Here is a 22405-nt window from a genome sequence, read left to right as displayed (position 1 = left end):
GGACAGCGGCGACGTCGCGTACACCTCGCCGGTGGTCGGGTCGACGATGTCGAGGGTGCGGCCGTCGGCCGCGTCGACGAACTCACCGTTGATGTGGTTGCGCAGTGTGCGAAGCACGGGTGTCACGGTTTCCTCAGCTCTCACGCGCTGGTGATGGACAGGTGTGGGTGGAGGGCGAGCCGGTGCCCGTCCTCGTTGCGCCCGACCACGGTGGTCTCGCGCTCGCGCATGGCCCTTCGATGGTGGGCTTCGCCGGGCTTTCGCCTCTGGCGGTCGCGGTGGGTGCGTGGGCGGGGTCAGGCGCTTTTGTTCAGGGCGAGCAGGCTGACCAGGTCGTAGGCGACGTGGGAGGCTGCGACGGAGGTGATCTCGGCGTGGTCGTAGGCGGGGGCTACCTCGACGACGTCCGCGCCGACGAGGTCGCTGCCGGCCAGGCCGCGCAGGATCTCCAGCAGTTCGCGGGAGGTCAGGCCGCCGGCCTCGGGGGTGCCGGTGCCGGGGGCGTGTGCGGGGTCGAGCACGTCGATGTCGACGGACACGTAGAGCGGGCGGTCGCCGATGCGCTGGCGGAGCGCTTCGACCGCTCGGCCACGCCCCGGCGCAGGACGTCCCCGGCGGTGACGATGCCGAACCCGAGGCGGCGGTCCTCCTCCAGGTCGCGTTTGCCGTAGAGCGGGCCCCGGGTGCCGACGTGGCTGAGCGCCTCGGTGTCGACGATGCCTTCCTCCACGGCGCGGCGGAACGGTGTGCCGTGGGTGTATTCGGCACCGAAGTAGGTGTCCCAGGTGTCCAGGTGCGCGTCGAAGTGCAGGACGGCGATCGGTCCGTGCTTCCTGGCCAGTGCGCGTAGCAGGGGCAGGGCGATGGTGTGGTCGCCGCCGATGGTGACGGGCCGGGCGCCGGCGGTGATCAGTTCCCCGGCGGCGTGCTCGATGGTCTCGATCGCCTCGTGGATGTCGAAGGGGTTGACGGCGATGTCGCCGGCGTCGGCGACTTGTTGCTCGGCGAAGGGCGAGACGTCCAGGGCCGGGTGGTAGGGGCGCAGCAGGCGGCTGGCCTCGCGGACGGCGGAGGGCCCGAACCGGGCGCCGGGCCGGTAGGAGACGCCGCTGTCGAAGGGGACCCCGACCACGGCGACGTCGCAGCGGCCGACCTCGTCGAGGCGGGGCAGGCGGGCGAAGGTGGCGGGGCCGGCGAAGCGCGGGATCCGCGAGGAGTCCACGGGGCCTCGGGGCTCGGTCATGGTGGCTGTTCCTCGATCGTGTGTGGGGATGGGTGGGGGCTGGCACCGCGCGTGCCGCACGGTGGCGGAGGTGAGCGGCGCCGCCTTCGAGGTGTCGGGTCAGGGGGTGCTGGCGAAGAAGAACTTCTTGGAGGGTTCGAGGGTGGTCCAGGTGCCGCGGAAGCCTTTGGGGACGTGGAAGACCTGGCCGGGGCCGAATTCCTTGCGGCCGCCGTGGAGGTCGGTGAGGGCGACGCGGCCGGAGACCATGACGCAGATCTCGTCGTAGGGGTAGGGGTCGAGGAGCAGTTCGCCGGGTTCGCCTTCCCAGCTGCCGCCGAAGAAGGTGCCGGTGTCGTCGGCGAAGGCGCGCCATTCGGTCTCGGTCCAGCCGGGCGAGGCGGTGCCGTCGGGCCACTGGGGGCGGACGGGGTCACCCGCGCCGAGTTCGATGGTGGTGACGGTGTCGATGGTGGTCATCGGCTCTCCTTCTGGAAGCGGTGCAGGACGTTGTGGGTGATGCGTTCGGTGAAGGGGTCGCGGTGGATGAGGCCGCTGACCCATTCGCAGGTGCCGGCGTTGAAGACGGTGCCGGCGCCGCGGGTGAAGACGCCGATCATCGCGGCGCCGTAGCGGGCGTCGCGGCGGAACTCCGGAGGGTTGCCGTCGTACATGGCCTCCAGCAGCAGCTTCGCTTCGGTTTCGGAGGCGCCGAGGGGGACGTGGCCGCCCCAGCGGTCGGTCTCGCCGGCCACGGCGGGCGCCATGGCGAGGATCTCCAGGGTGTCGGGGGCGCCGTCCTCGCCGGTGGGGTAGGGCAGGCCCTTGCGGAAGGTGTAGTCGACGCCGTCGACCTCGAAGGCGACGATGCAGGCGTCTCCGTCGCCGAACACGTCGCCGTAGTAGAGGTCGGTGCCCTCGAAGGCCCAGTGGTCGGGGCGGTAGACGGTGTAGCCGCCGCTGGAGCGGGGGGTGGCCGAGCCGTAGCGGGCGTAGACGCCGCCGAGGCCGGTCAGGCCCATGGTCGCCGCGGCGGGGCGGTCGAGCTTGGGGTGGTCCCAGGCGGTGGTGTCCAGGTGTGGTTCGGTGGCGCTGACGGGGTCGACGCCGGGGATCTTGTAGCAGACCTGGGTGGCGCCGTCGTCCTCCAGGCGGACCTGCCAGATGTAGTTGCCGCCGAAACGGGCCAGGTTGCCGCCGCGGTCCACGAAGGCGTCGACGGCGTCGCGCATCGGGCGGGTCCAGTACTCGTCGTGGCCGACGATGACGAGGCAGTCGTAGCCGTCCAGTCGTTCGGGCTCGAAGTGCACGTCGTGCTGGGTGAGGTAGTCGAGTCGGTGGCCGTGCTGCTCGGCCCAGACGACGAACGGCCGTTCGTAGGTCGCCCACAGGGCGTCGGCGTGGTGGCGTGAGTAGCCCTGGGCGTGGGCCCATTCGTAGGACTGGTGGCGCGGCTGCCAGCCGATGGGCGGGCGGCCGGTGTGGCGGTTGCGGGGGGCTCCTTCGGGCTTGCGGAGCATGCCCCGGGCGATCGGGCGCAGCGCGGACTGGCGGGGGGTGGGGAGGTCGGTGTACGGGTCGTCACCCAGGCCCCGGTAGGCGTTGGCACCGCCCCAGTCGTTGTAGGCGAGCATGGTGCTGGTGGTGAGGATCAGTGCGGTGCGGGCGCTCGGCTGCGGGGAGCGGACGACGAAGAAGTGCTCGCGTTCGTGGCGGCGGCCCTGCTCGTCCGTGATGCCGACGATGACGAGGTAGAAGCCGGAGGACCAGGCGGGGCCGACCGGGATGGTGAGGGCGACGGGCCAGCCGCAGCCGGCCGCATAGGCGTCGGCGGGGGTGGGGTGCGCCTTCCCGGGCAGGTTGTCGAGGTGCAGGACGGTCGTCGGTTCGGCGCCGTCGCGCACGACGCGCAGGTCGTAGTGGTCGGCGGTGGTGTGGACGTGCAGGGCCACCTCCTGGCCGGGGTCGTAGGAGAAGCGGTCGGTGTAACACCAGATCTCCGTGAGGGCGGGGTCGTTCAGCGGCCGTTCGGGCTGCCAGCCGGGGATCGACCAGGCGGCTCGGGGTGCGGGGGGCATCGGGTCCTCTTGTGGTCGGGGCTGTCGGGGCTGTCGTGGATCCGACGGGGCGCAGGGCACGTGTGTCTACGCGGGCGCGACCGGCCCGGCGTCGGACTGTGGGTCGGGGTCGCTCAGTCTTCGGTAGACGTCCGGGCGGTTGGCGCGCAGCCACAGCGCTCGGGCGCAGCCGGCGATCAGGCCGGCCATCAGCGGGCTGAGGACCAGGGCGTTGCCACCGGCCCCGGTCAGGCCGGTGAGCAGGGACATCTTCGTGACGACCAGCACGGCGACGGCGGTGAGCAGGACGGCGGACAGGGCCGGCGCCACCAGGCGCTGCCACAGCGACTCGCCGGAGCGCAGCCGTCCCAGGTAGCGGATGACCGCGATGCTGGTGGCGATCTCCAGGAGCAGGACGCCCACCAGGGTCGGGGTGTTGGTCCACACCACGATCTGGGTGTAGGGGTCGAGTGAGGTCAGGCCGAAGCCGGTCACCGCGGCGACCACCAGGCCGGTGTGGACGAGGCCGGCGGTGCTGGGGGTCCGGGTGCGCGGGTTGGTGCGGGCGAAGGCGGCGGGCAGGATGCCGTCACGCCCCAGTGAGAACAGGTAGCGGCAGCCGGCGTTCTGCAGTGCGAGGACTCCGGCGAGGAAGCTGGTCACGATGAGCAGCCGCATGACGGAGGTCATCGCGCCGCCGACGTATTCGGTGTTGAGGTCGAACACCAGGTCGGCGGGATCCTGGGCCAGCAGTGCGGTCAGGCGGTGCGGGCCGGCGGCCATCAGGATGATCCAGGAGACGAAGGTGTAGAGCACGGCCAGGATTGCGACCGCGAGATAGGTGGCGCGCGGGACGGTGCGGGGCGCGTCGCGGGCCTCCTCGCTGTAGATCGCGGTCTGCTCGAAGCCGATGTAGACCACGAACGTGATCACGAACAGGCCGGCGACGCCCGGCGTCATCAGGTGGGCGGGGTTGAAGCTCTGCGCGGTCAGGCCCTCGTGGCCGCCTTGGGCGAGCACGGCGACTGCCAGGACGAGCAGCACCCCGATCTCGGCGACCAGCAGCAGGGCCAGGACCCGCGCACCGATGTCGACCTTCAGGTAGGAAAGCAGGGCGATCAGCAGCAGCAGCGCGACCGCGCACATCTGCCAGGGCACGGTGAACCCGGTCAGAACGCGCAGCACGTCGGCCGCGAACAGCCCGGCCACCGCGCCGAAGCCGATCTGCCCGAGCGCGTAGGCCAGGTAGGCGATCAGCGCCGCGCCCGCACCGGCGACGGGGCCCAGGCCGCGGCTGATGTAGGCGTAGAACGCTCCGCTGTTGCGCATGTGTCTGCTCATGGCGGTGAACCCCACGGCGAACAGGGCGAACACCGCCCCGGCGATCAGATACCCGGTAGGGGCGGCGACCCCGCCCAGCAGGAACGCCAGCGCGGAGAACCCGGCCATCACCGTCAGTGGGGCGGCGGCCGACAGGACGAAGAACACCAGGTCCCGCACGCCGACCGCGTCCGCGCGCAACGCGGTGTCGCGGTGGCCGCCGGCGGGGCCCGGCGGGACGGAGGGCCCGGTGGGCGGGTTCGGAGGATTCACGCTGTTCTCCCTGTCGAGGCGCGGAAGAGATCCAGGAAGCACGACTGGGCTCTTCCCGAGCGAGCATCAGGCGGGGGGCGGCCCCGCGGCGGGGCGACGTGCCGGAAATGCCTGTCCCCCCACAATGCACAAACGTTTAAGCAGCGTCAATAGACCGTTGCCTAAACGTTTGCGCACCGCGTCCGCGGTGTATCCATCCGTGGCCTGAAAGGGTCGAGAGTTAGGCCTTGACTCCCCGCGCTGGCGCCCTGGCCGGGCCTGGCGCTCGCTCGTCCGGCAAGCGGGGGCGCGTGCGCCGGCGGTGGAAGTTGTCGGGTGCGTGTTCCGGTGCTGGGCCGCCGACCAGCGCCGCATTGCCGGCGCGCGGCCGATCCCGGGCGGCGGCGTGGCCGCTGGAAGAAGGCGACCTTCGGCCGTGTGCCGGATTTCCCTCCGTGGGCGGGGCTGCGGACTCGGGGCGGGAAGGGCAGCGTTCCGCAGCGCTGTGGCGGAGGGGCGCGCGGCACTGCGGGGCGGTCCCGAGGCCCGCTGGCCGCGTTAGGCCAGGCCTGGCGGGGAGGGCGGGCGCCTGGCTTCGAGCAGGGTCCGGCGGTGCCGCATTGGGGCTGTGCGGCCGGTCAGCAACTGCTCGGCACCCCGTCGTCCGCCCGTACGAGCCGCGGTAGTGCGGCTCGGCCCGCGCCACGCTGGGCCCCGGGTGCCGACCCGGGCTGCGGGCGGGTGTGGATCACGCTTCCTGCTGTGCGGGCGTGCGCTGGGTGCTGGCGCGGATGCGCAGGTCGACCGGGGTGATGACGGGCGCTTGCGGCTGTTCGCCGCCCAGGAGCGCGAGGAGCAGTTCCACGGCGGCCCTGGCCTGCAGGCGCGGGTACATCTCGACGGCCGTGATCGGCGGGTCGATCGCCTGGAGGGACGGTTCGTCGAGGTCTTGGGCGATGAGCAGGTCCTCGGGGGTGCGCAGGCCGAGGTCGCGGGCGGCGCGCCGGGTGCCGGCGCCGAAGCCGAGGCCGAGGCCGAGGATCGCGTCGGGCCGGTCCGGGGCGGTGAGCTCGCGGCGGGCGACCCGGCAGGCGGCGTCGGCGAGGCCCGCCGCCGTGCTGGCGCCCGCCAGGGGGACCTGGGCGGTGCCGGGGGTCATGCCGTGTTCGGCGCACCAGTGCCGGTAGGCGTCGACGGACAACCGGGTCCATTCCCACGCGGCGTCAGGGACCAGGAGGTGGATGCGGGTGGCGCCCTGGTGGGCGAGGTGGTCCAGCAGCTGCCGCACGGTGCTGCCGGGGTCGGGTGCGACGTAGTGCGGCACGAGCCCGCCGGTGCTCTGGCCCAGGGCGACCAGGGGGATGCCGAGTGAGGCGAGGACCGGGAGCCGGGGGTCGCCGCCTTCCGGGTCCATGACGATGATCCCGTCGACCGGCAGCTTGGCCAGCTGGGCCGGGTCGCTCGGGGCCGGGAGCAGCAGCAGGGCGTGGTCGGCGCGGAAGGCGGCGTCGGCGGCGGCGATGGCGACCTGACTGTGCCAGTCGAGGGACAGCAGTTCGCCGGGTGAGGTCTGCGGTGGACTCGGCATGAGCAGGCCCAGGGTGGCGCTGCGGCCGGACTTCAGGCGGCGGGCGGCCTGATTGGCCGTGTAGCCGAGGCGGTCGGCGGTCTCGCGGATCCGCGCACGTGTGGTGGCGTCGACGCGGCCCTTGCCGTTGAGCGCGTAGGACACCGTGCCCACGGAAACCCCGCACGCGGCTGCCACGTCCTTCAATGTCGGCCGTCGCCCCACCATCGGTCCCCTCGCTGCCTGCCGGTCCGGATCGGATGGATACAGGCTAACGCACAAACGTTTAGGCGAGGCTATTGACAGCGCTTAAACGTTTGTGCACCGTGGAAGGGAAGGCGCTCCGCGAGCCAGTAGCGAGTCCCGGAGCCCACCGTCCGCCCTCCGAGGCACCTCACCTCGGACCGCGACCCCGCTTCACCGCACCGCACCCGAAGGACGCGCCATGCACACCACCGGCCCCGCTCCCTGCGCGGTGTACCTGCGCTGCTACCCGGCCGACCACTGGACCTTGGACACGCAGCAGCGCCGCCTGCGCGCCTGGGCGCTGGAGGACGGTCTGGCCGAGCCGGCGTACTTCTGCGACAACGGCGTCCCCTCCCGCAGCGCCAAGCCGCGCCTGCGCGACCTGCTGGAGGCGGCCCGCCTGGGCTGGATCCGCCACGTCCTGGTGCCCGGCCTGTTCGTCTTCGACCTCGACGACCAGCGGGCCGCCACCATCGCCGCGGCCCTGCAGGAACAGGGCGTGCTCATTCACATCTGGCCGGGCGACGGACCCTCCCGCACCTACACCCAGGCCCGGCCGCCCGCCACCGCGCGCACCGCCGAGCCCTTCCTGCCGGTACTGGCGGGGACGATGGCCGGGTGACGCTCCACCTGGACCCCGCCGACCCCGCGTTCGCCCGCGACCCCCATGCCTTCTACGCCGCCGTGCGCGAGCTCGGCCCCGCTACCCGGGTGACCCTGGCCAACGGGACCGACGCCTGGCTGGTGACCGGCTACCACCAGGCGCGCGCCGTCCTCACCGACCCGCGGTTGTCCAATGTCCCGGCTCCGCAGACGGCCCGGCACACATCCGCGGCCCCGTCGACGGAAAGCCCGCCGCAGGCACGCTCCGCGCAGCGGTCCGTGCTGGAGCGCCACATGCTCAACGCCGACGCCGACGAGCACCGCCGCCTGCGCCGTCTGGCCGCGCCCGCCTTCACACCCCGGCGCGTCGATGCCGTCGCTGCACGGATCGGCCACCTCGCCGACACCGTGATCGGCGGCCTCACCGCCAAGCTGCGCCAAAAGGCCGACGCCGACCTCGTCGACGACTTCGCCTTCCCACTGCCCGTCCTGGTGATCAGCGACATCCTGGGCGTGCCCGAAGCGGACCGCCTCGACCTGCGCGCCTGGACCTACCGGGTGGGCTCACCCGCCGCGACCCTGCCCTCCGGCCAGGCCGCCCGCGCCTGGCAGAGCCTGCACGGCTACTTCACCCACCTCATCGCCCGCAAACGACGCCACCCCGGCGACGACCTGCTCAGCCTGCTCACCCACGACCGCACCCCCCAGGCGCCCGACGACGGCGAACTGCTCGCCATGGCCTTCCTCCTGCTGTTCGCCGGCTACGAGACGACCATGAACCTCCTCGCCTCGGCCACGCTGCTCCTGCTCACCCACTCCGAGGAACTCCTCGCCGCCCGCACCGCGGGCGACCCCGGCTGGAGCGCCGTGATCGAGGAGACACTGCGCCACGCCAGCCCCCTGGAGGGCGCGACCTGGCGAAGGACCACGGAGCCGGTGGACCTCGGCGGGACCGTCATCCCCGCCGGCGCCTCCGTCCTGGCGGTGCTGGCCGCCGCCAACCGCGACCCGCGCGTGTTCGCCGCCCCTCACACCTTCCGGCCCCGCCGCTACGCTCCGGGCAACCGGACGGCTCCTGCGCATCTGGCCTTCGGACACGGCCCCCACGTGTGCCTGGGCGCGCGCCTGGCCCGTCTGGAGGCCGGCATCGCCCTGCCGCGGCTCTTCGCCGCTCTGCCCTCCCTGCGCCTGGCCACCGCCCCCGCCGTCCTGCCGTGGCGGCCCGGCCTGCTCGTCCGTGGTCCCCTTACGCTCCCGGTGCGGCTCGCCTGACGCCCGGGACTCCCGCAGGGGAAGGCACCCGCACCCGCACGGCTTCCCATCGTCCCTGGGGCCCGCCCGGGCGGGCCCCAGGGGCTCCGCCGTGCCGGAGCCCCTGGGGGCCTCCGGCACGGCGGCTGGAGGGATCCTAGGCGGGCCGGGTGAGCTGCTCGAGGACCTCGACGGCCCGCTCGGCGTTCTCGTACGGCACGAACAGGTGGTCGTGGTGGAAGGCCGCGACCACGTTGCAGCTGATCCCCGCGTCGGCCAGCGCCCGCGAGACGGCTGCCGTGAGCCCCACCGCGGCGAGCGAGGAGTGGATGCGCAGGGTGATCCACCCGGCGACGTAGTCGTATGCCAGACCGCTGCGGTCCGCCTCCTCCTGGCGGGCGACGATCGTCAGCCCCTCGTCCTCCACGGCCGTCACCACCGGGACGACTCCCGCGGGCACGACGTGGTCGGCGACCGTGCTGAACACGTATGCGCCACTGTGCAGTTCAGGCCGCATGCCCCTCAGTAGGGCGTGCAGGTCGGTCTCTCCGGACATGGGTATTCTCCATCGGTTCGAGAAGGGTGTGACCGTGCGTTCGCGGGGCCGGACGCCGGCACGCGACGCGATCGGCCGCCACCGCAGCGGTGAGGGACAGGCGGACAGCCGCAGTCAGCGGCGATCGGGCCAGAGGTCCTGGCCGGCAGGCGCCGTTCCCGCAACGGGACGTGACGCGGCAGCCGCGGCAATCGTGAGGAAGGCCCGCCGTCCGTGAGGGGCGGCAGGGCGAAGCAGGGACATGAGGTGATGCGCGCCGTCTTCGCTCGGCCGGGTACGGCTGCGCGCTCGTCCGGGGCGGAGACACGATTGATCCGCCGCCGGGAGCCTACCCCCGGTGTGCCGTCCGAGCCTGTGCGAACGTCACGCGCTCGGGGAGCCGGGGGCGGTGCTCAGGTCGAGGTGCGGTAGGCGCGGGTGAAGCGTTCCAGTGGGTCGCCGTCGAGGTGCCAGGGCCACCGGGTCGCAAGGCCTTTGGTGGCGCGCACGACGGCTGCGGCCTCCTCAGCTCGGGCCGCTTTGACGAGCGCGTAGGCCAGAGTGTTGAGATCGGCCAGAGCGGCTGCGTGGGTGAGGAAGCCCTTCTGGGGCCAGAGCGCGGCTGACCGGGCGAGGGCCCGGGCGGCGGCCGGTTGGTTGAGGAGGTCGCGGCTGCTGAGCGCGGTGAGCCCCTCGGCGGCCAGGGCGCGCTGGTAGCGCTGGACCAGAACGGTCACCTCCAGACCGGTGGTGGGCGCCCCGGCGGGCATGGCCGCGCGCATCTCGTCGAGAAGGTCCATCATCCGGGCGGTCGATCCGCACTCCTGCGGTGACGAGTAGGCCAGGATCTGGAGGTGGGCTTCGCGGTTCCACGGATCCCTCGCCCTGATCTCGCGCCACACGACGTCCACCTCCCGGGGAGGGCGGCGCTCCAGCCGCAGGACGCCGAGCAGCAGGACCCAGGGCAGGGGGTCCTCAGGGAGGAGTTCGGCCGCGCGGCGGCCCAGTGCGCGGATGCCGGTGCTGTCGGTGAACGAGGGGGCCGCCTGCAGGGTGACGAGATCCGACCAGCCCTGCAGGAGCAGCGCTCCCGGGTCGTCGGGCCGGTACCGCATCCAGGTCCTCGTGGCGCCCTGGCCCAGGGTTTCGGCCAGGACCTTGATGCGGTGCATCTTGCGGTCCCAGTCCTGGCGGGCGCCGTGGATCACGTGCTCCAGGAGGGGCACCACGAGATCGTGCTGGGTGCGGGCCTGCACACCGGACAGCCGCTGCAGGACGACTCCGAGGGCTCTGTCGTCGAGCTCGGGCGCCAGCCGAGGCCTCACCCGGGATGTGAACAGGGGCATGGGTGGGTCGCCTTCTTCCTTCTTCCTTGCAGTCCTGGGACAGGCAGGGCCTCGAATGAGCTGCCGGTTCGACCGCCGGCACCGGGGCGGTGGAGGAGAGGTCCTGGACCGCCCTGATGGGCGAGCCGGTGCTTGGTGTGCCCGGATCGGGCAGTGCCGGATCGGCTTTCGCCTGCTTCTCGGCCGGTGCGTGGGCCTCGCCGCCGAGTGAGGGCGACCACGGCGTGTTTGCGGTATCCGTACCGGCCGGCGCCTTACCCGGCGGTCAACCGGGGGGCTTTGCGGATGTGTTGCCTCCACACGCCCAGGGGGAGGCCGAGAAGGATGATGGCGACCGGCAGCAGGGTGCGGAAGCGGCCGTTGGAGGCGTCGAAGGCGAAACTCGGGGTGCTGGTCCAGTTGAGATAGGCCAGGTAGACGCCGAGCGCTGCGAGGACGAGCCCTGACAGCAGCGGTACGGCGACCGAGCCCAGCAGCGTGCGCAGGTCCCGTCGCCCGGCGCGCGCGAAGAGGACGGCGCACGCGATCCCGGTCAGCGCGTAGTAACCGGAAATCAGGATGCCCACGGCTGTCACCGCACCGACGACGACGGTGGCTACGGGCCCCAGCGCCAGGGAGAGCACGGTCAGGGCGGCCGCGAACGCGGTGATCAGCGCGGTGCCGTGCGCAGGGGTCAGGTGCGTGGGGTGCAGCTTCGCCCACACCGGGCTCAGCACACCCTCGCGTGCCATCGCCAGCGTCTGGCGCGCTGTGGCGATGAGTACCGCCAGGATGACGGAAACCGTGCAGAGGAACAGCACCACGCTGGCGACCACCTTGCCCGTCGTACCGGCCAGCTGACCACCGATGTAGGGCAGGGCGGCGCCGCCGTGCTCCACCAGTTCCTGCGGAGTGGTGGCCTTCTGGAAGGCCACGGACGCCAGCAGGAACATCGCCAGGACCACCAGCAGCGCGATGAAGCCCACCCGCGAGGAGGTGCGCCGGTCGACGGTCTCCTCGGTGACGAGGAAGGCGGCCTCCCAGCCCCAGTAAAGGAAGACCGAGAGGACGACGCCGGTGGCCAGTGCGGCCGGCGATCCGAAGACGGCCGGGGAGAACCAGGTCCAGCTGAACGGCGTCGTGTCCGCCGCTACGAGGGCCCAGCCGCAGAACAGCGTGACGGTAGCGGCCTCGACCACCACGAGCACCTTCTGGAACCGAGCTGCGGCCTCCACCCCGTACGCCGCCAGCCACGCGAGAGCACCCAGCGCGAGGACGCCGAAGGTGACCGCCGCTGCGCGGGAAGCCCCCGCGGCACTCGCGAGGCCCAGCGCGTCCAACGCCCGCATGCCGTAGGTCCCCAGCAGAGAGGTGGTGTAGGACAGCAGGATCACGTTGGAGGCGACGATCACCCAGCCGATGAGGTAGCCCCACCACGGCCCCAGCACCCTGCCGACCCAGATGTAGGCCGCTCCGCAGTTCGGTTCGTACTCGTTGAGCCGGGCATAGGCCACGGCGATGCCGATGATCGGCAGGAACGCCAGGAGGAACGCGGCGGGCAGTCCGGGAGCGGCGATCGCCGACCCGATGATGCCCAGACCCACCCCGATCGACAGGGAGGGGCTGATGTTGGACAGGGCGATGGCGACACCGTCGCCGACGCCGAGGACCTTCGCTACGGTGACCGGCTCCGCATGGGCCGGTGCACTCCTGTCGGCGGAGAGGCGGGAGGGCATGAGAACTCACAGGAATCGAAGGAGACGCGACGGGGAATCGCTTGGCGGCGGTTCGCGGAAGGCGGCCTGCCGGCGAGGGCGGCGCGGGCCCTTGCGTTCCGCGGCTCTCCTCGGTCGGAGGAGAGCCGCCCCGGGAGCGGCCCGCCGGTATCGGAAACCGGGAGCGCCGGTGCCGCAGGAGCAGCGGATCCGGCACTGCCCCGGCCCTGCGCGGCAGCAGCGTCGCACTGCGACCACTCCGAAGTCAACGGTGTTGACACCTGTGGTGGCTTCGAGGCCTGGTTCGGCTGTTGGCGGTTCCCCGGCCCGGAGCCGCCCTGGCGACAGGCGCACTCCGCCGCTGCGAGAACGGACAGGTGCCGAACGGTCGAGCGGGCGACCGTGCCCCGGGGGCCCGCCGGGGCGTCGGTCCGGTCGTGCGGCGAACTGTTCAGGGGAGGCGGTGCGGCCCGTGCCGCACCGCCGAAGGGTGGACGGATCGTCGGCGCCGTGATGGAGATCATCGGCGGCGCGACAGGCTCCCCGTGCCGCAGACCGCCTGCTGGTGGCCGTTCGCTATGACGGGGAGGGTGCCTGCGCGGCGACGGCGTCGAGCATCAGGTCCAGGGCGAACAGGAAGCTCGCTTCGTTGTCGACTGCGACCAGGTACGGCGCGGCGGCGGCCAGGTGCGGGTAGCTGGCGGCCGGGACCGCCGCGTACGCGTCGGCCCAGGCGGACTGGTCCTTCTGCCGCATCCGCTCGTCGAGGGTGCGGTAGGTGGCGTCCATGCACGACCAGGCCAGGACGAAGTCGGCCAGGGCGCGGTAGTGGCGGACGGCCTCATCGGGAGCGAAGCCGGCTTCGCCGAGTGCGGCGAGGATGATCTCGATCACTCTCATCTCCGCCGGCCGCCTGGTGACGCGGATGGCGGCCAGAACGGCGGCGTGCGGGTGGGCGAGATAGACCTTGCGATGGCGCACGGCCAGGGTGCGCAGGGTGTGGCGCCAGTCGCCGGTCGGCTCGAATCCCTCGATGCTTTCCTCCAGCAGGCGGTCGGCCACCGCGAGCAGCAGCTCGTCCTTGTTGCGGAAGTGCCGGTAGAGCGCTGTCGGGTCCGCGCCCAGGTGGCCACCGATACGGCGGAACGTCAGGGCGTTCGCGCCCTCGGTGTCCAGCAGCTCCAAGCAGGAATCGATGATCGCCGCCGCGCTGAGCGAGGGCCTTGGCCGCTTTGACACGCCGCCCTTCCCCCGCCTCACCCCTGTGTCCTGCCTTCCGCCGGCCGTTCCTGGCGCCATCGTGCCTCCCCTTGTGTGGATCAGTCCATTGTGACGCGGTCGGCCTGCACTTCCCGCCGGAGGAGCCGAAGTGGGAAAACGTAGTTGTCAACGCCGTTGACTCCGGTGTGGCGGCGATGAGACGCTGCGGCAAGCGCCCCTCGCTCTGCCCGGACCGCCGAGTGCAGAAGGCGTCGCGGGTCGGCCGACTCTACGGGGCGAAGCCCTGCCCGTCCCTGGCCCTCCTCTTGCCGTGGGCGGCCGGCAGATGCCGAGTACCGCGGCGGCCCCCTCTGTCCGCAGACCGGTGGGGGCGCCAGCGCCACGCGCAGCACGCCACCACGAACACCCCGCCGGAACGCACCCCGACGAAGGACGACCGCATGACGAATCTGACGCACTTCCTGACCCGCTCCGCCCGGAGAGATCCGCATCAGGTCGCCCTTTCCCTGGGATCCAGCACGGTGACGTACGGGCAACTGGACGACGTCTCGGCCCGCATCGCCGGAGACCTGCGGGCCGCAGGCCTCCAGCCCGGGCAGCGCATCGCCCTCATGCTGCCCAACACCCCGGCTTTCGTCGCGCTCTACTACGGCGTCCTGCGCGCGGGCGGCATCGTGGTCCCGGTCAATCCCCTGCTGAAGGAACGCGAGGTCCGCCACTACCTGAACGACTCGGGCGCCGCCCTCGTCTACACCTGGGGGCCCGGCGAGGAAGCCGCCGCGGCCGCCGCGGCCTGCGGCACCCGCCATATCGCCCTGGACGCCGACCCCGCTGTGCTGCCCGCCACCATCTCCGAACCCTTGGCCGAACCCGACGCCCGGAAGGGCGACGACACCGCCGTCATCATCTACACCTCCGGGACCAGCGGCCGTCCCAAGGGCGCTGAACTCAGCCACACGGCACTGGCTTCCAACGTGGTCACCGTCGCCGAGACGCTGCTGCGCCTCACACCCGACGACGTGGTCCTGGGCTGCTTGCCGCTGTTCCACATCTTCGGCCAGTCCTGCGCCATGAACGCCGCCGTCTTCACCGGCGCCACCCTGCGCCTCGTACCGCGCTTCGCACCGGACCACATCCTTGACGTCCTCACGACCGAAGACGTCACCGTTTTCGAGGGCGTGCCCACCATGTACGCGGCGCTACTGCACCGCCCCCACCTCTCGACCGGCGGCCCCAACACCCTGCGCTTGGCCGTCACCGGCGGCGCGGCCCTGCCGGTCGAAATCCTCCGTGGCGCCGAGAAGGCCCTGGGGTGCCCGATCCTGGAAGGTTTCGGCATGTCGGAGACCTCACCGGTGGTCTCCTTCAACCACCCCGACCGGCCCGCCAAGCCCGGCTCCATCGGCACCCCCGTCCGCCACGTCGAGATGCGAGTGCTCGCCACCGACGGAAACGACGCCCCCGACGGCGAGGTGGGCGAACTCGCCGTCCGCGGCCCGAACCTCATGAAGGGCTACTGGAACCTCCCCGAGGAGACGAAGGCCGCGATCCCTGACGGCTGGCTGCGTACCGGCGACCTCGCACGCAAGGACGAGGACGGCTACTACTACATCGTCGACCGCAAGAAAGACATGATCATCCGTGGCGGCTACAACATCTACCCCCGCGAGATCGAAGAAGTCCTCTACGAACACCCCGCGGTCGCCGAAGCCGCAGTCATCGGCATACCGGACGACTACCTCGGTGAGGAAGTGGCAGCCTGCGTCGTCCTCCGCCCCGGGGCGGAAGCCACCGCCGACGAACTGATCGCCTTCGTCCAAGGCCGCGTCGCCCCGTACAAGTATCCGCGCCGCGTGTGGCTGTCCCAGGCACTGCCGAAGGGCCCCACAGGCAAGATCCTCAAGCGCGAGATCATCCCGCCCGCCCCCTGACCCCGCTTGCACTGACGGTCCACGCCCACTGGTCGGTGGCCGCCCGGCGGCGCTCCCCGCAGCCTGTCGATGCTCGCGAACAGCCGGGGACACGTTCCACAAGCGGGCCCAGACCCGCCGACCAGGAGAGGAAGGACCCGTCGATGACCGCCGGCCGCCGGCCCGCACAGGGTGCGCCGCAGCTCGAGGCCACCTTACGCACCGGGCCGTTCCACGAAGCCCTGCAGGCGGCTGTCGCGGCACGTGGCCTGACTCTGCAGAATCTGCAGACCCGCCTGGCACGCCGCGGGATACCCGTGGCGGTCGCCACCCTCAGCTACTGGCAGCGAGGCGAGCGGCACCCCGCCAGCACTCAGTCACTGCGGGCGGTCCACGCACTGGAACAGATCCTCGAACTGCCCCCGCAATCCCTCACCAGGCTCCTGACCCCCCAGCACAGGCCCCTGCCGACTGACGACCCCCCGCTGTCACTGACCGCCCGCCGGCGCCTGAACTCCTGGTACGGCGTCCTCGTACCAGTCTTCAGAACCCTCGGCATACCCCCGGACTCCGGTGTGCAGACCGTATGCCATCTGGAACGGCTGCATGTCGGTGCCGGACGTGGCCTCGTGCGCCGCGACTCGCAACACGTCGTTCGCGCTCAGCAGGATGGCCCCGACCGCTACCTCGCCATCTACCAGGGCGAACACGGCACCGACATCGACCAGGTGACCGTGCGAGCCGAGGAGAACTGCCGGCTCGGCCGCATACGACGCGACCCCGTAGCGCGCCTGCTCGTCGCCGAGCTGCTGTTCGACCGGCGGCTGCGCCGGGCGGAGACGCATCTGTTCGCCTACGGCTTCGGCGAGCCGGAAACCAGCGGACCCAGCGATGGCTTCCAGCGCCGCTTTCCCACGCCGGTCCACCAGTACGTCCTGCAGGCGACGTTTCACGACGCCGCTCTGCCCGTCCGGTGCCGGACCGTGTCGGGCGCCGGTTCTGTCCCCCCGCGCGCTGCGGAAGAGTTGACGCTCGACGGCCGCCACAGCGTCCACCTGTCGTTGTCAGGTGTCGAGCCGGGAACCGTGGGACTGGCCTGGCAATGGGAATAGGCCCGCCCGGTGTGAGGAGGCCCCGGCTCACTGCCGGCTCGCCACGTCCCGCAGATCCCCGCGACCGACGCCTGGGGCTGCGCGCCGCCACGAGGCGTGACCCGGCGCTGGTCCATAGCTGCCATGGACGCGGCCGTGTGGAATTCCACATCCCAAGCGAGCGGAAAGGACTCGGGCTCCTGCCCGCTGATCCAGTGGCCGCCTGGGCCCGGCGGGCAGCCGGAGTCCGGTCCGGCGGAGGCGTTCACGCTAGCCGAAGCGGTTTTCACATCGCTTCGCCCACCCGGCTCGGCCGCCGTTGCTGATGAGGGATCACCAGCTGGATGCTGTGAATGTTCGCGGACTTCACCCCCCCGGGTCCGCGCACGCGGGTGAGCCGGCCCCCCGCTCGGCACACCCGCCTCTCCTCTCATCTGTCCCGCATCCGTTCTGGAGCGTTCCCGTGTTCACTTCCTTGCCCAGCCACGCCTGGCTGGCGAAGGCCGCCCGTGCCGCATCCGCGGCATGCCTCATACCGGTGCTGACGTTCGCAGCCGCCGCCCCGGCCGCGGCGCAGCCCCGTACGCTCGGTATCGAGATGCAGGTCCAGGAGCACGACCAGTGGTGCTGGGCCGCCTCCGGCAACACGATCGCCGCCTGGTACGGCTACAGCTACACGCAGAACCAGTTCTGCAACATGGCGTTCCGCCAGCCGCTCACCGCCGACTGCCCCAACCGGCAGGCCAATCTCGGCAACGTCCAGACGGCTTTGAACACCATCGGTCTCAACCCAGGCCGCCGCGTCGACGGCCAGCTTCCCTACGAGACGCTGGCGCAGGAGGTCGACGCCAACCGTCCCGTCGAGACCCGGATCCAGTGGGCGGCCGGAGGCGGCCACATGCAGCTGCTGTACGGCTATGACCGGGAGAAGAACTGGGTGTACTGGGCTGACCCGTGGCCCACCGCCCCCTACCGGTACAACTGGCAGCCCTACGACTACTACCGGTCCAACGACGACTTCCGGTGGACCGAGTCGCTCTACCGGATCGGAGCCTGATCCGCCATGACGATGTCGCCCTCGGGCGCGGCCCGCACCCTCGCCCCCCTGGTCCTGCCCATCCTCGCGCCCGCCTTCGCGCTCGCGGCGGCCGCCCCAGCCCACGCCCAGAGCACCCCCGTCCCGGCCACAGCATCGGCCGCGGATCTGAGCGCAGCCCGCCAAGCCGCCCAGGACCCGCAACTCCTCGACACCCTCGGCCGGTTCTTCGCCCGCAAAGGCGTGCCGCCCACCGGCCCCGCCACCGACGAGGAAGTCCTCGCCGCCAAGGCCGCAGCCCCGGCTCTGACCGGAGCCACCATCCCGGTCTACCACCTGGACCCGGCGTTCGTCACCGGAACACCCGGCACCCAGCCGGCGAAGCTGGTGTATCTCGCCACCAAGGCCGTCTCGGCCGACGGGCAGGCCGCCACCGTCTGGACGGCACCGCGCGACGGCAGCTGGCGCGTCGTCAACATTGCTTCCGGAAGCGAGGAGGAGGACTACGCCGCCCGCGCCGACGGCGCAACGGTGTTCACCGAACCGCAGATCCACGCCACGTACGCCGTCCACGGCGACCACGTCCTGCCGTTGAACGCCGAAGCCGCCCGGTCAATCGGCGCCGACGGCACCACCCTGGCCTTCTACCAGCGCTTGGTCCGGCACCGGTATGCCGACAAGCTCCCTGGCTCGGCCTACGACCGGGCGGGCATAGGGGGCGGGTTCTCACCCGACGACCGACCGGCCGCGCGCTTCGCCACCGCCTCTCCAGCGCCCGTCGGCGCCGTCGGTCCCGCCGGCGCCGGCACGGCGGCCCTCGCAACGGTCCTCCTGGCGTCCCTGCTCGTCCGCCGACGCGCACGCCGCGCGTAGTACCTGGCCGCTCATCGGCATGGCCTGCGCGAATCCGCCCGTCCGGGCCCAGGTCCCGCTCGCCGGGGCTGCGGCCGTGGGAGTGCTCTGTCGACCGGGCTCGGTCCGCTTGGGGCCGCGTCGGGCGGCCCGGACGTGGCTGGAGTCGATCACCGCCCGGGACCAGCCTGCCGACCAAGATCGTCGAGCCCAAGAGTGCAGTTCGACTCATTCTGAAACGATCAGTCAGACCTCGCCGAGGGGGATGTTCGGGTTCGCCAGCCGGTCGGCGTCCACCATGCGCTTGGAGACGATCAGGTTGCGGATCGGGTCGGTGACGTCCCAGATGTTCATGTTCATCCCGGCGAGCACCCGGCCGTCCTTGAGCCAGAACGCGATGAACTCGTTGGCCTTCACGTCCCCGCGGGACACGACCCGGTCGTAGCCGTCGGGCTCGACGTAGCCGAGGTATTCCATGCTCAGCTTGTCCCGGGAAGCCACCGGCTCGTCAGGATGCCGGGGTGTCCACTCGGCATCCCTCAACAACCTCGCCACCCAGTTGGGTGAGGTGGGCCGTCGCATGGAGGCCCTGGCGGCGATCCAGGAGGCCACTGTGATCCGCCGCACGCTGGCGGACGCGAACCCCGACGCCTACCTGCCCGACCTCGCCACCTCCCTCAACGATCTCGCCGGCCGGCGGGGCGAGGCCGGAGGTACGGCCGGGCAGCGGCCGCCTTTGCGGAGCTGCTGTCCGACCAGCTTCGGGTGTTGGGCCCCGATCACCCGGACACGCTCACCACCCGCTCCAACCTCGCCCGCTGGCGGGGCGAGGCGGGGGAGGACGAGGACGCATAGTAACGATCCAACCGTCGTGTGCCGTCTTGGCCGGGGAGTCCCGGTACTGGCGGGCTAGCGCGTCTTGCCGGGCTCACGTGCAGCGCCCGGATGAACACGTTCGATGGCCGTCGCGGATTCCCGGCCCCGATCGCTCGGAAGGGCGTTGCTGTCTACGGAAGCGGGCTGAGACAGTCCCATGTGCCAGCCGCCCCCAAAGATGGCAGCCGCCGCTACTCGCCGTCTACGTGTTCCGCTGTCGCACCATTGGTGCGATAGCGGCACGGGCCCTTGCCAGGTCGGGCTCTGTCTCTTCGAGCAGGAGGGGTGGACGTGACGTCCGCATCGGTTCACGGATATCCGTGAACGCGGGCGCTCGTGCGGTGCGGGGAACGAGCATCCCGGGATGACTTCGAGCACGCTGACCATGGCCGAGCCGATGCCTCGGTCGTCCACCGGCGGGACAGCCTTCCGGCTGCTGCGCACTCTCGGCGACCCCGGTCCGGCCCGGGGCCGAGGACGTCACCGTCGTCGGGTGGATCTCCTGGTGCCCTCGGTGTCAGCGGGAACGACGGGCCGTTGCCGCTCGGGCCCGCCAAGCGGCGCAGCCTGCTCGCGATGCTGTTGCTGCGGGCCAATGTGGCGGTCTCCGTGGACACGCTCACCGAGGCGCTGTGGGACGATGAACCCCCGTTGCGCGCACGCACTGTCATCCAAGGGCATGTCTCGCGCCTGCGGGCGCTGTTGGCGGGCGTCGACGCGTCGGCGTACGGCGTCGAGCTGAGCACGCGCGGCGCCGCCTACCACCTGGAACTGCCGGAGACGCTGCTCGACGCCCACCGCTTCGAGGGTCTTGTGGCGCTTGCCCGCCGCGCCACCGACCCCGGGGACAGGGCCGCGCTGCTCACCGAGGCGCTCGCCCTGTGGCAGGGCCCCGCGCTGGCCGGCGCCTATCCGTCGCCGCTGCTGCGCTCCGCCGCGCACACCTTGGACGAGGCGCGGCTCGCCGCGGTCGAGCTGCTCGCCGACACGTACGTCGTGGGCGGTGAACACGAGCGCGCCGTCCAGCTGTTGCGGCCGGAGACCGGGGCCCATCCGCTGCGCGAGCCGCTGGCCGCCCGGCTGGTCGAGGCGCTGCACCACGCGGGGCGTTCCTCGGAGGCCCTGGACGCCTACCACCGCGCCCGCCACGTCCTCGCCGACGAGCTCGGTGTCCGTCCGGGCGCCGAGCTGACCGCTGCCTTCACCCTGGCCCTCGGCTCCGACAGCGCCCCCGAGGTCCGGGCCGATGCGCCCCGACCCGCCCTGGAACCGATGCAGGGCCGGCCTAATCTGCTGCCTCGTACCCCGCGTGGATTCCACGGCCGCACCGTTGAGAGCGCCGCGCTGACCGCAGCTGCGGCCGGGCCTGACGGGCCGGTCGTCGTGGTCACCGGGCCGGCCGGGGTCGGCAAGACCGCACTGGCCGTGCACTGGGCGGCCGGTCGGCGCTCAGACTTCCCCGATGGGACGCTCTACGCCGATCTGCGCGGGTTCAGCGACACCTCGGACCCCGAACCGGCCGAGCTGCTGCGGGAGTTCCTCGTCGCTCTCGACGTTCCACCGTGCCGGATGCCCGAGTCGGCGGACGCTGCCGGTGCCCTGTTCCGCTCGCTCACCGCCGAACTGCACCTGCTCGTCGTCCTCGACAACGCCCGTACCTCCGCCCAGGTGCGCCCGCTGCTGCCCACGGGACCCGGCTGCGTCACCGTAGTCACCAGCCGTGCCCGCCTCACCGGTCTCGTCGCCTCCGACGCCGCCCGCGTCGTCGCCCTCGACGTCCTCGCCACCGACGACAGCGTGGCCCTGCTCGCCCGTGTCCTCGGCGAGCACCGCACCGCCGCCGAGCCCCAAGCGGCCCGCCGTACAGCCGAGTTGTGCGGCGGGCTGCCCCTCGCGCTGCGGGTCGCCGCCGCTCGGCTCGTGGAGCTCCCCGCCCTCGGCCTCGCCTCCCTCGCCGACCGGCTCACCGACGAGCGCCAGCGGCTCGCGCTGCTCGCCGCCGAGGACATCGGCGTCGCCTCGGCGCTGCGGCTCACCACCGCCCCCTCCCCGCTGACGCAGCGCGGCTGTTCACTGCGCTCGGCCATCACCCCGGCACACACGTCGACCGGTTCAGCGCCGCTGCGCTCGCTGGCACGACCCCGCCGGATGCGGCCCGCGCCCTCGATCGCCTGGTCGCCGCGCACCTACTCACCGAGACCGCCCCCGGCTGCTACGTCCTGCACGATCTGGTCCGGCTCTACGCGCGTGGCCAGAGCCAGGACCCGACCGCCCGTACCGCGGCCCGGCTGCGCCTGTACGACCACTGCGTGGCGACCGCGCTGTCCGCATCCGAGGCCGCGGAACCCGGCGGGGAGCCCGCCTTCCTACAACCCGACGATTTTCGGCAGCCGCCCGCCGTGCGGGACTTCACCAGCCGCGAGGAGGCGCTCGGCTGGTTCGCCGCCGAACGCGACGACCTCGCCCTGATCGCAGCTGCGGCCCGCGCCGAGGACCGGCCCGAGCGGGCCTGGCGGATCGCCGTGACCCAGTGGCCGTTCGTGGTCTGGCGGGTCCTCGCCGACTGGGCGCCCACCCTGGAGGCCGCCCTCGCCGACGCCCGCGCCTGCGCCGACCCCTATGCGGAGGCCCGCGTCCTGACCCTGCTCGGCTGGGTGCTCGCCGAGGAGGGCCGCACCGCCGAGGCCCTCCGGCACCTGCGCGTCGCGCCCGAACTCGCGGCCCGCGCAGGCGACATACTCGGCGAGGCCACCGCCCTGGTCAACCTCGCCGCAGCCCTCCCCGACGACGAACCCGGCGCCGCCGAGTCAGCCTGCACCCGAGCCCTCGCCCTCGCCACCGAGGCCGACGACGCGCACACCCGGATGCTCGCGCTCCAGCACCTGGCCCGAATCCACCTCGGCGCGGGGCGCCACCGGCAGGCGTACGAGGCGGCCGAGGTGGCGCTCGGCCTCGGACCCGAGCACGAGGCGGTCGCCCGGCGCGTGCTCCTGCGTACCTGGCAGGGCGAGGCGCTGGCCGGGCTCGGCGACACCATGGCCGGGCGGCGCTGCCTCGCGCAGGCCGCGCTTGAGGCCGAGCAGACCGGCTACGACGCGGGCGCCGTCACCGCGCTCGATGCCCTGCTGCACATCGCCGACCAGGACGCACTGCCCGCACTGCGGCGCCGGCACGCGGCGGCACATGCCAGGATCCGGGAGCGTTAGCGGGGCATTAGCGCCGCCGCCGCGCTCGTTAGTGATCTGCCAGCGCGCCGCAACACCCTCGTTCGGGTAAGGGGAAACGAACTCGCAGGATCGCGACCCACGAACGAGAGAACCGGGGGA

The 22405-nt window shown here is 72.2% G+C and carries 16 protein-coding genes, 2 pseudogenes and 1 riboswitch; of the genes and pseudogenes, 8 read left to right on the top strand and 10 right to left on the bottom strand.

All coding sequences use genetic code 11. The features are described 5' to 3' along the window. Positions 1-296: 296 nt before the first annotated feature. From speB to ACIRD3_RS07315, 5 genes and pseudogenes are all read right to left on the bottom strand, one after another. Positions 297-1243, bottom strand: a pseudogene (speB, locus tag ACIRD3_RS07335) (agmatinase). Positions 1244-1342: 99 nt separating this feature from the next. Next, entirely contained in the window at positions 1343-1702 is a 360-nt protein-coding gene (locus ACIRD3_RS07330; RefSeq protein ID WP_402212848.1) for a cupin domain-containing protein, read from the bottom strand. Continuing rightward, a complete protein-coding gene (locus ACIRD3_RS07325) occupies positions 1699-3300 on the bottom strand; it encodes a N,N-dimethylformamidase beta subunit family domain-containing protein (protein WP_402212847.1) in 1602 nt (533 codons plus the stop codon). Before ACIRD3_RS07325 ends, ACIRD3_RS07330 begins: the two co-directional genes overlap by 4 nt. Positions 3301-3366: 66 nt before the next feature. Beyond that, positions 3367-4872 (bottom strand): APC family permease, encoded by a 1506-nt coding sequence (locus tag ACIRD3_RS07320; RefSeq protein WP_402212846.1) that lies wholly within the window; start codon positions 4870-4872, stop codon positions 3367-3369. Between the two features lie 727 nt (positions 4873-5599). Continuing rightward, positions 5600-6646 (bottom strand): LacI family DNA-binding transcriptional regulator, encoded by a 1047-nt coding sequence (locus ACIRD3_RS07315; RefSeq protein ID WP_402212844.1) that lies wholly within the window; start codon positions 6644-6646, stop codon positions 5600-5602. Positions 6647-6863: 217 nt separating this feature from the next. Between ACIRD3_RS07315 and ACIRD3_RS07310 the strand changes: the two genes are divergently transcribed. Both ACIRD3_RS07310 and ACIRD3_RS07305 read left to right on the top strand, forming a co-directional pair. Next, positions 6864-7286: a recombinase family protein gene (locus tag ACIRD3_RS07310; RefSeq protein WP_402212843.1), complete on the top strand. Its 423-nt coding sequence runs from the start codon at positions 6864-6866 to the stop codon at positions 7284-7286. Continuing rightward, a complete protein-coding gene (locus ACIRD3_RS07305; protein WP_402212841.1) occupies positions 7283-8539 on the top strand; it encodes a cytochrome P450 in 1257 nt (418 codons plus the stop codon). Before ACIRD3_RS07310 ends, ACIRD3_RS07305 begins: the two co-directional genes overlap by 4 nt. A 136-nt stretch (positions 8540-8675) precedes the next feature. Here ACIRD3_RS07305 and ACIRD3_RS07300 read toward each other — a convergent pair whose 3' ends face one another. The 4 genes from ACIRD3_RS07300 to ACIRD3_RS07285 all read right to left on the bottom strand — a co-directional run bounded on the left by ACIRD3_RS07300 (position 8676) and on the right by ACIRD3_RS07285 (position 13332). Next, positions 8676-9074, bottom strand: coding sequence for an ACT domain-containing protein (locus ACIRD3_RS07300; protein ID WP_402212839.1), 399 nt, complete (start codon positions 9072-9074; stop codon positions 8676-8678). A gap of 250 nt (positions 9075-9324) precedes the next feature. After that, a riboswitch (guanidine-III (ykkC-III) riboswitch) is annotated at positions 9325-9396 on the bottom strand. Between the two features lie 70 nt (positions 9397-9466). Further along, the gene (locus ACIRD3_RS07295) at positions 9467-10399 is read right to left on the bottom strand and encodes a hypothetical protein (RefSeq protein ID WP_402212838.1); all 933 of its coding nucleotides are present in this window, start codon (positions 10397-10399) and stop codon (positions 9467-9469) included. Between the two features lie 254 nt (positions 10400-10653). Further along, a complete protein-coding gene (locus ACIRD3_RS07290) occupies positions 10654-12114 on the bottom strand; it encodes an APC family permease (RefSeq protein WP_402212836.1) in 1461 nt (486 codons plus the stop codon). 555 nt (positions 12115-12669) lie between these two features. Then, a complete protein-coding gene (locus ACIRD3_RS07285; RefSeq protein WP_402212834.1) occupies positions 12670-13332 on the bottom strand; it encodes a TetR/AcrR family transcriptional regulator C-terminal domain-containing protein in 663 nt (220 codons plus the stop codon). 422 nt (positions 13333-13754) lie between these two features. Between ACIRD3_RS07285 and ACIRD3_RS07280 the strand changes: the two genes are divergently transcribed. The 4 genes from ACIRD3_RS07280 (at position 13755) to ACIRD3_RS07265 (ending at position 18224) form a co-directional block, all read left to right on the top strand. Then, positions 13755-15245: a long-chain fatty acid--CoA ligase gene (locus ACIRD3_RS07280; RefSeq protein WP_402212832.1), complete on the top strand. Its 1491-nt coding sequence runs from the start codon at positions 13755-13757 to the stop codon at positions 15243-15245. A 143-nt stretch (positions 15246-15388) separates the two neighbouring features. Then, on the top strand, positions 15389-16336 hold the full coding sequence (locus ACIRD3_RS07275) for a hypothetical protein (protein WP_402212830.1): 948 nt from the start codon (positions 15389-15391) through the stop codon (positions 16334-16336). Positions 16337-16853: 517 nt separating this feature from the next. Then, positions 16854-17372, top strand: a complete 519-nt coding sequence (locus tag ACIRD3_RS07270; RefSeq protein WP_402212829.1) for a papain-like cysteine protease family protein — start codon at positions 16854-16856, stop codon at positions 17370-17372. 6 nt (positions 17373-17378) lie between these two features. Further along, positions 17379-18224, top strand: coding sequence for a hypothetical protein (locus ACIRD3_RS07265; RefSeq protein ID WP_402212827.1), 846 nt, complete (start codon positions 17379-17381; stop codon positions 18222-18224). Between the two features lie 225 nt (positions 18225-18449). Here ACIRD3_RS07265 and ACIRD3_RS07260 read toward each other — a convergent pair. Beyond that, positions 18450-18686, bottom strand: a pseudogene (locus ACIRD3_RS07260) (oxidoreductase C-terminal domain-containing protein); the annotation flags it as partial. Between the two features lie 930 nt (positions 18687-19616). Between ACIRD3_RS07260 and ACIRD3_RS07255 the strand changes: the two are divergent. Both ACIRD3_RS07255 and ACIRD3_RS07250 read left to right on the top strand, forming a co-directional pair. After that, on the top strand, positions 19617-21548 hold the full coding sequence (locus ACIRD3_RS07255) for a BTAD domain-containing putative transcriptional regulator (RefSeq protein WP_402212825.1): 1932 nt from the start codon (positions 19617-19619) through the stop codon (positions 21546-21548). After that, positions 21479-22285, top strand: a complete 807-nt coding sequence (locus ACIRD3_RS07250; RefSeq protein WP_402212823.1) for a hypothetical protein — start codon at positions 21479-21481, stop codon at positions 22283-22285. Before ACIRD3_RS07255 ends, ACIRD3_RS07250 begins: the two co-directional genes overlap by 70 nt. The last annotated feature ends 120 nt before the right edge of the window (positions 22286-22405 follow it).

This window comes from Kitasatospora sp. NPDC093550 (assembly GCF_044764985.1).
GTDB lineage: Bacteria > Actinomycetota > Actinomycetes > Streptomycetales > Streptomycetaceae > Kitasatospora.
Note: the sequence above shows the minus strand (reverse complement) of the source record. Positions and strands in the feature narration are given on the sequence as shown.

What these genes read in the sequence shown, in the direction of transcription:
- ACIRD3_RS07330 (WP_402212848.1), bottom strand. Translation starts at nt 1,702, where the DNA reads ATGACCACCATCGACACCGTCACCACCATCGAACTCGGCGCGGGTGAC.
- ACIRD3_RS07325 (WP_402212847.1), bottom strand. Translation starts at nt 3,300, where the DNA reads ATGCCCCCCGCACCCCGAGCCGCCTGGTCGATCCCCGGCTGGCAGCCC.
- ACIRD3_RS07315 (WP_402212844.1), bottom strand. Translation starts at nt 6,646, where the DNA reads ATGGTGGGGCGACGGCCGACATTGAAGGACGTGGCAGCCGCGTGCGGG.
- ACIRD3_RS07310 (WP_402212843.1), top strand. Translation starts at nt 6,864, where the DNA reads ATGCACACCACCGGCCCCGCTCCCTGCGCGGTGTACCTGCGCTGCTAC.
- ACIRD3_RS07300 (WP_402212839.1), bottom strand. Translation starts at nt 9,074, where the DNA reads ATGTCCGGAGAGACCGACCTGCACGCCCTACTGAGGGGCATGCGGCCT.
- ACIRD3_RS07295 (WP_402212838.1), bottom strand. Translation starts at nt 10,399, where the DNA reads ATGCCCCTGTTCACATCCCGGGTGAGGCCTCGGCTGGCGCCCGAGCTC.
- ACIRD3_RS07290 (WP_402212836.1), bottom strand. Translation starts at nt 12,114, where the DNA reads ATGCCCTCCCGCCTCTCCGCCGACAGGAGTGCACCGGCCCATGCGGAG.
- ACIRD3_RS07280 (WP_402212832.1), top strand. Translation starts at nt 13,755, where the DNA reads ATGACGAATCTGACGCACTTCCTGACCCGCTCCGCCCGGAGAGATCCG.
- ACIRD3_RS07275 (WP_402212830.1), top strand. Translation starts at nt 15,389, where the DNA reads ATGACCGCCGGCCGCCGGCCCGCACAGGGTGCGCCGCAGCTCGAGGCC.
- ACIRD3_RS07265 (WP_402212827.1), top strand. Translation starts at nt 17,379, where the DNA reads ATGACGATGTCGCCCTCGGGCGCGGCCCGCACCCTCGCCCCCCTGGTC.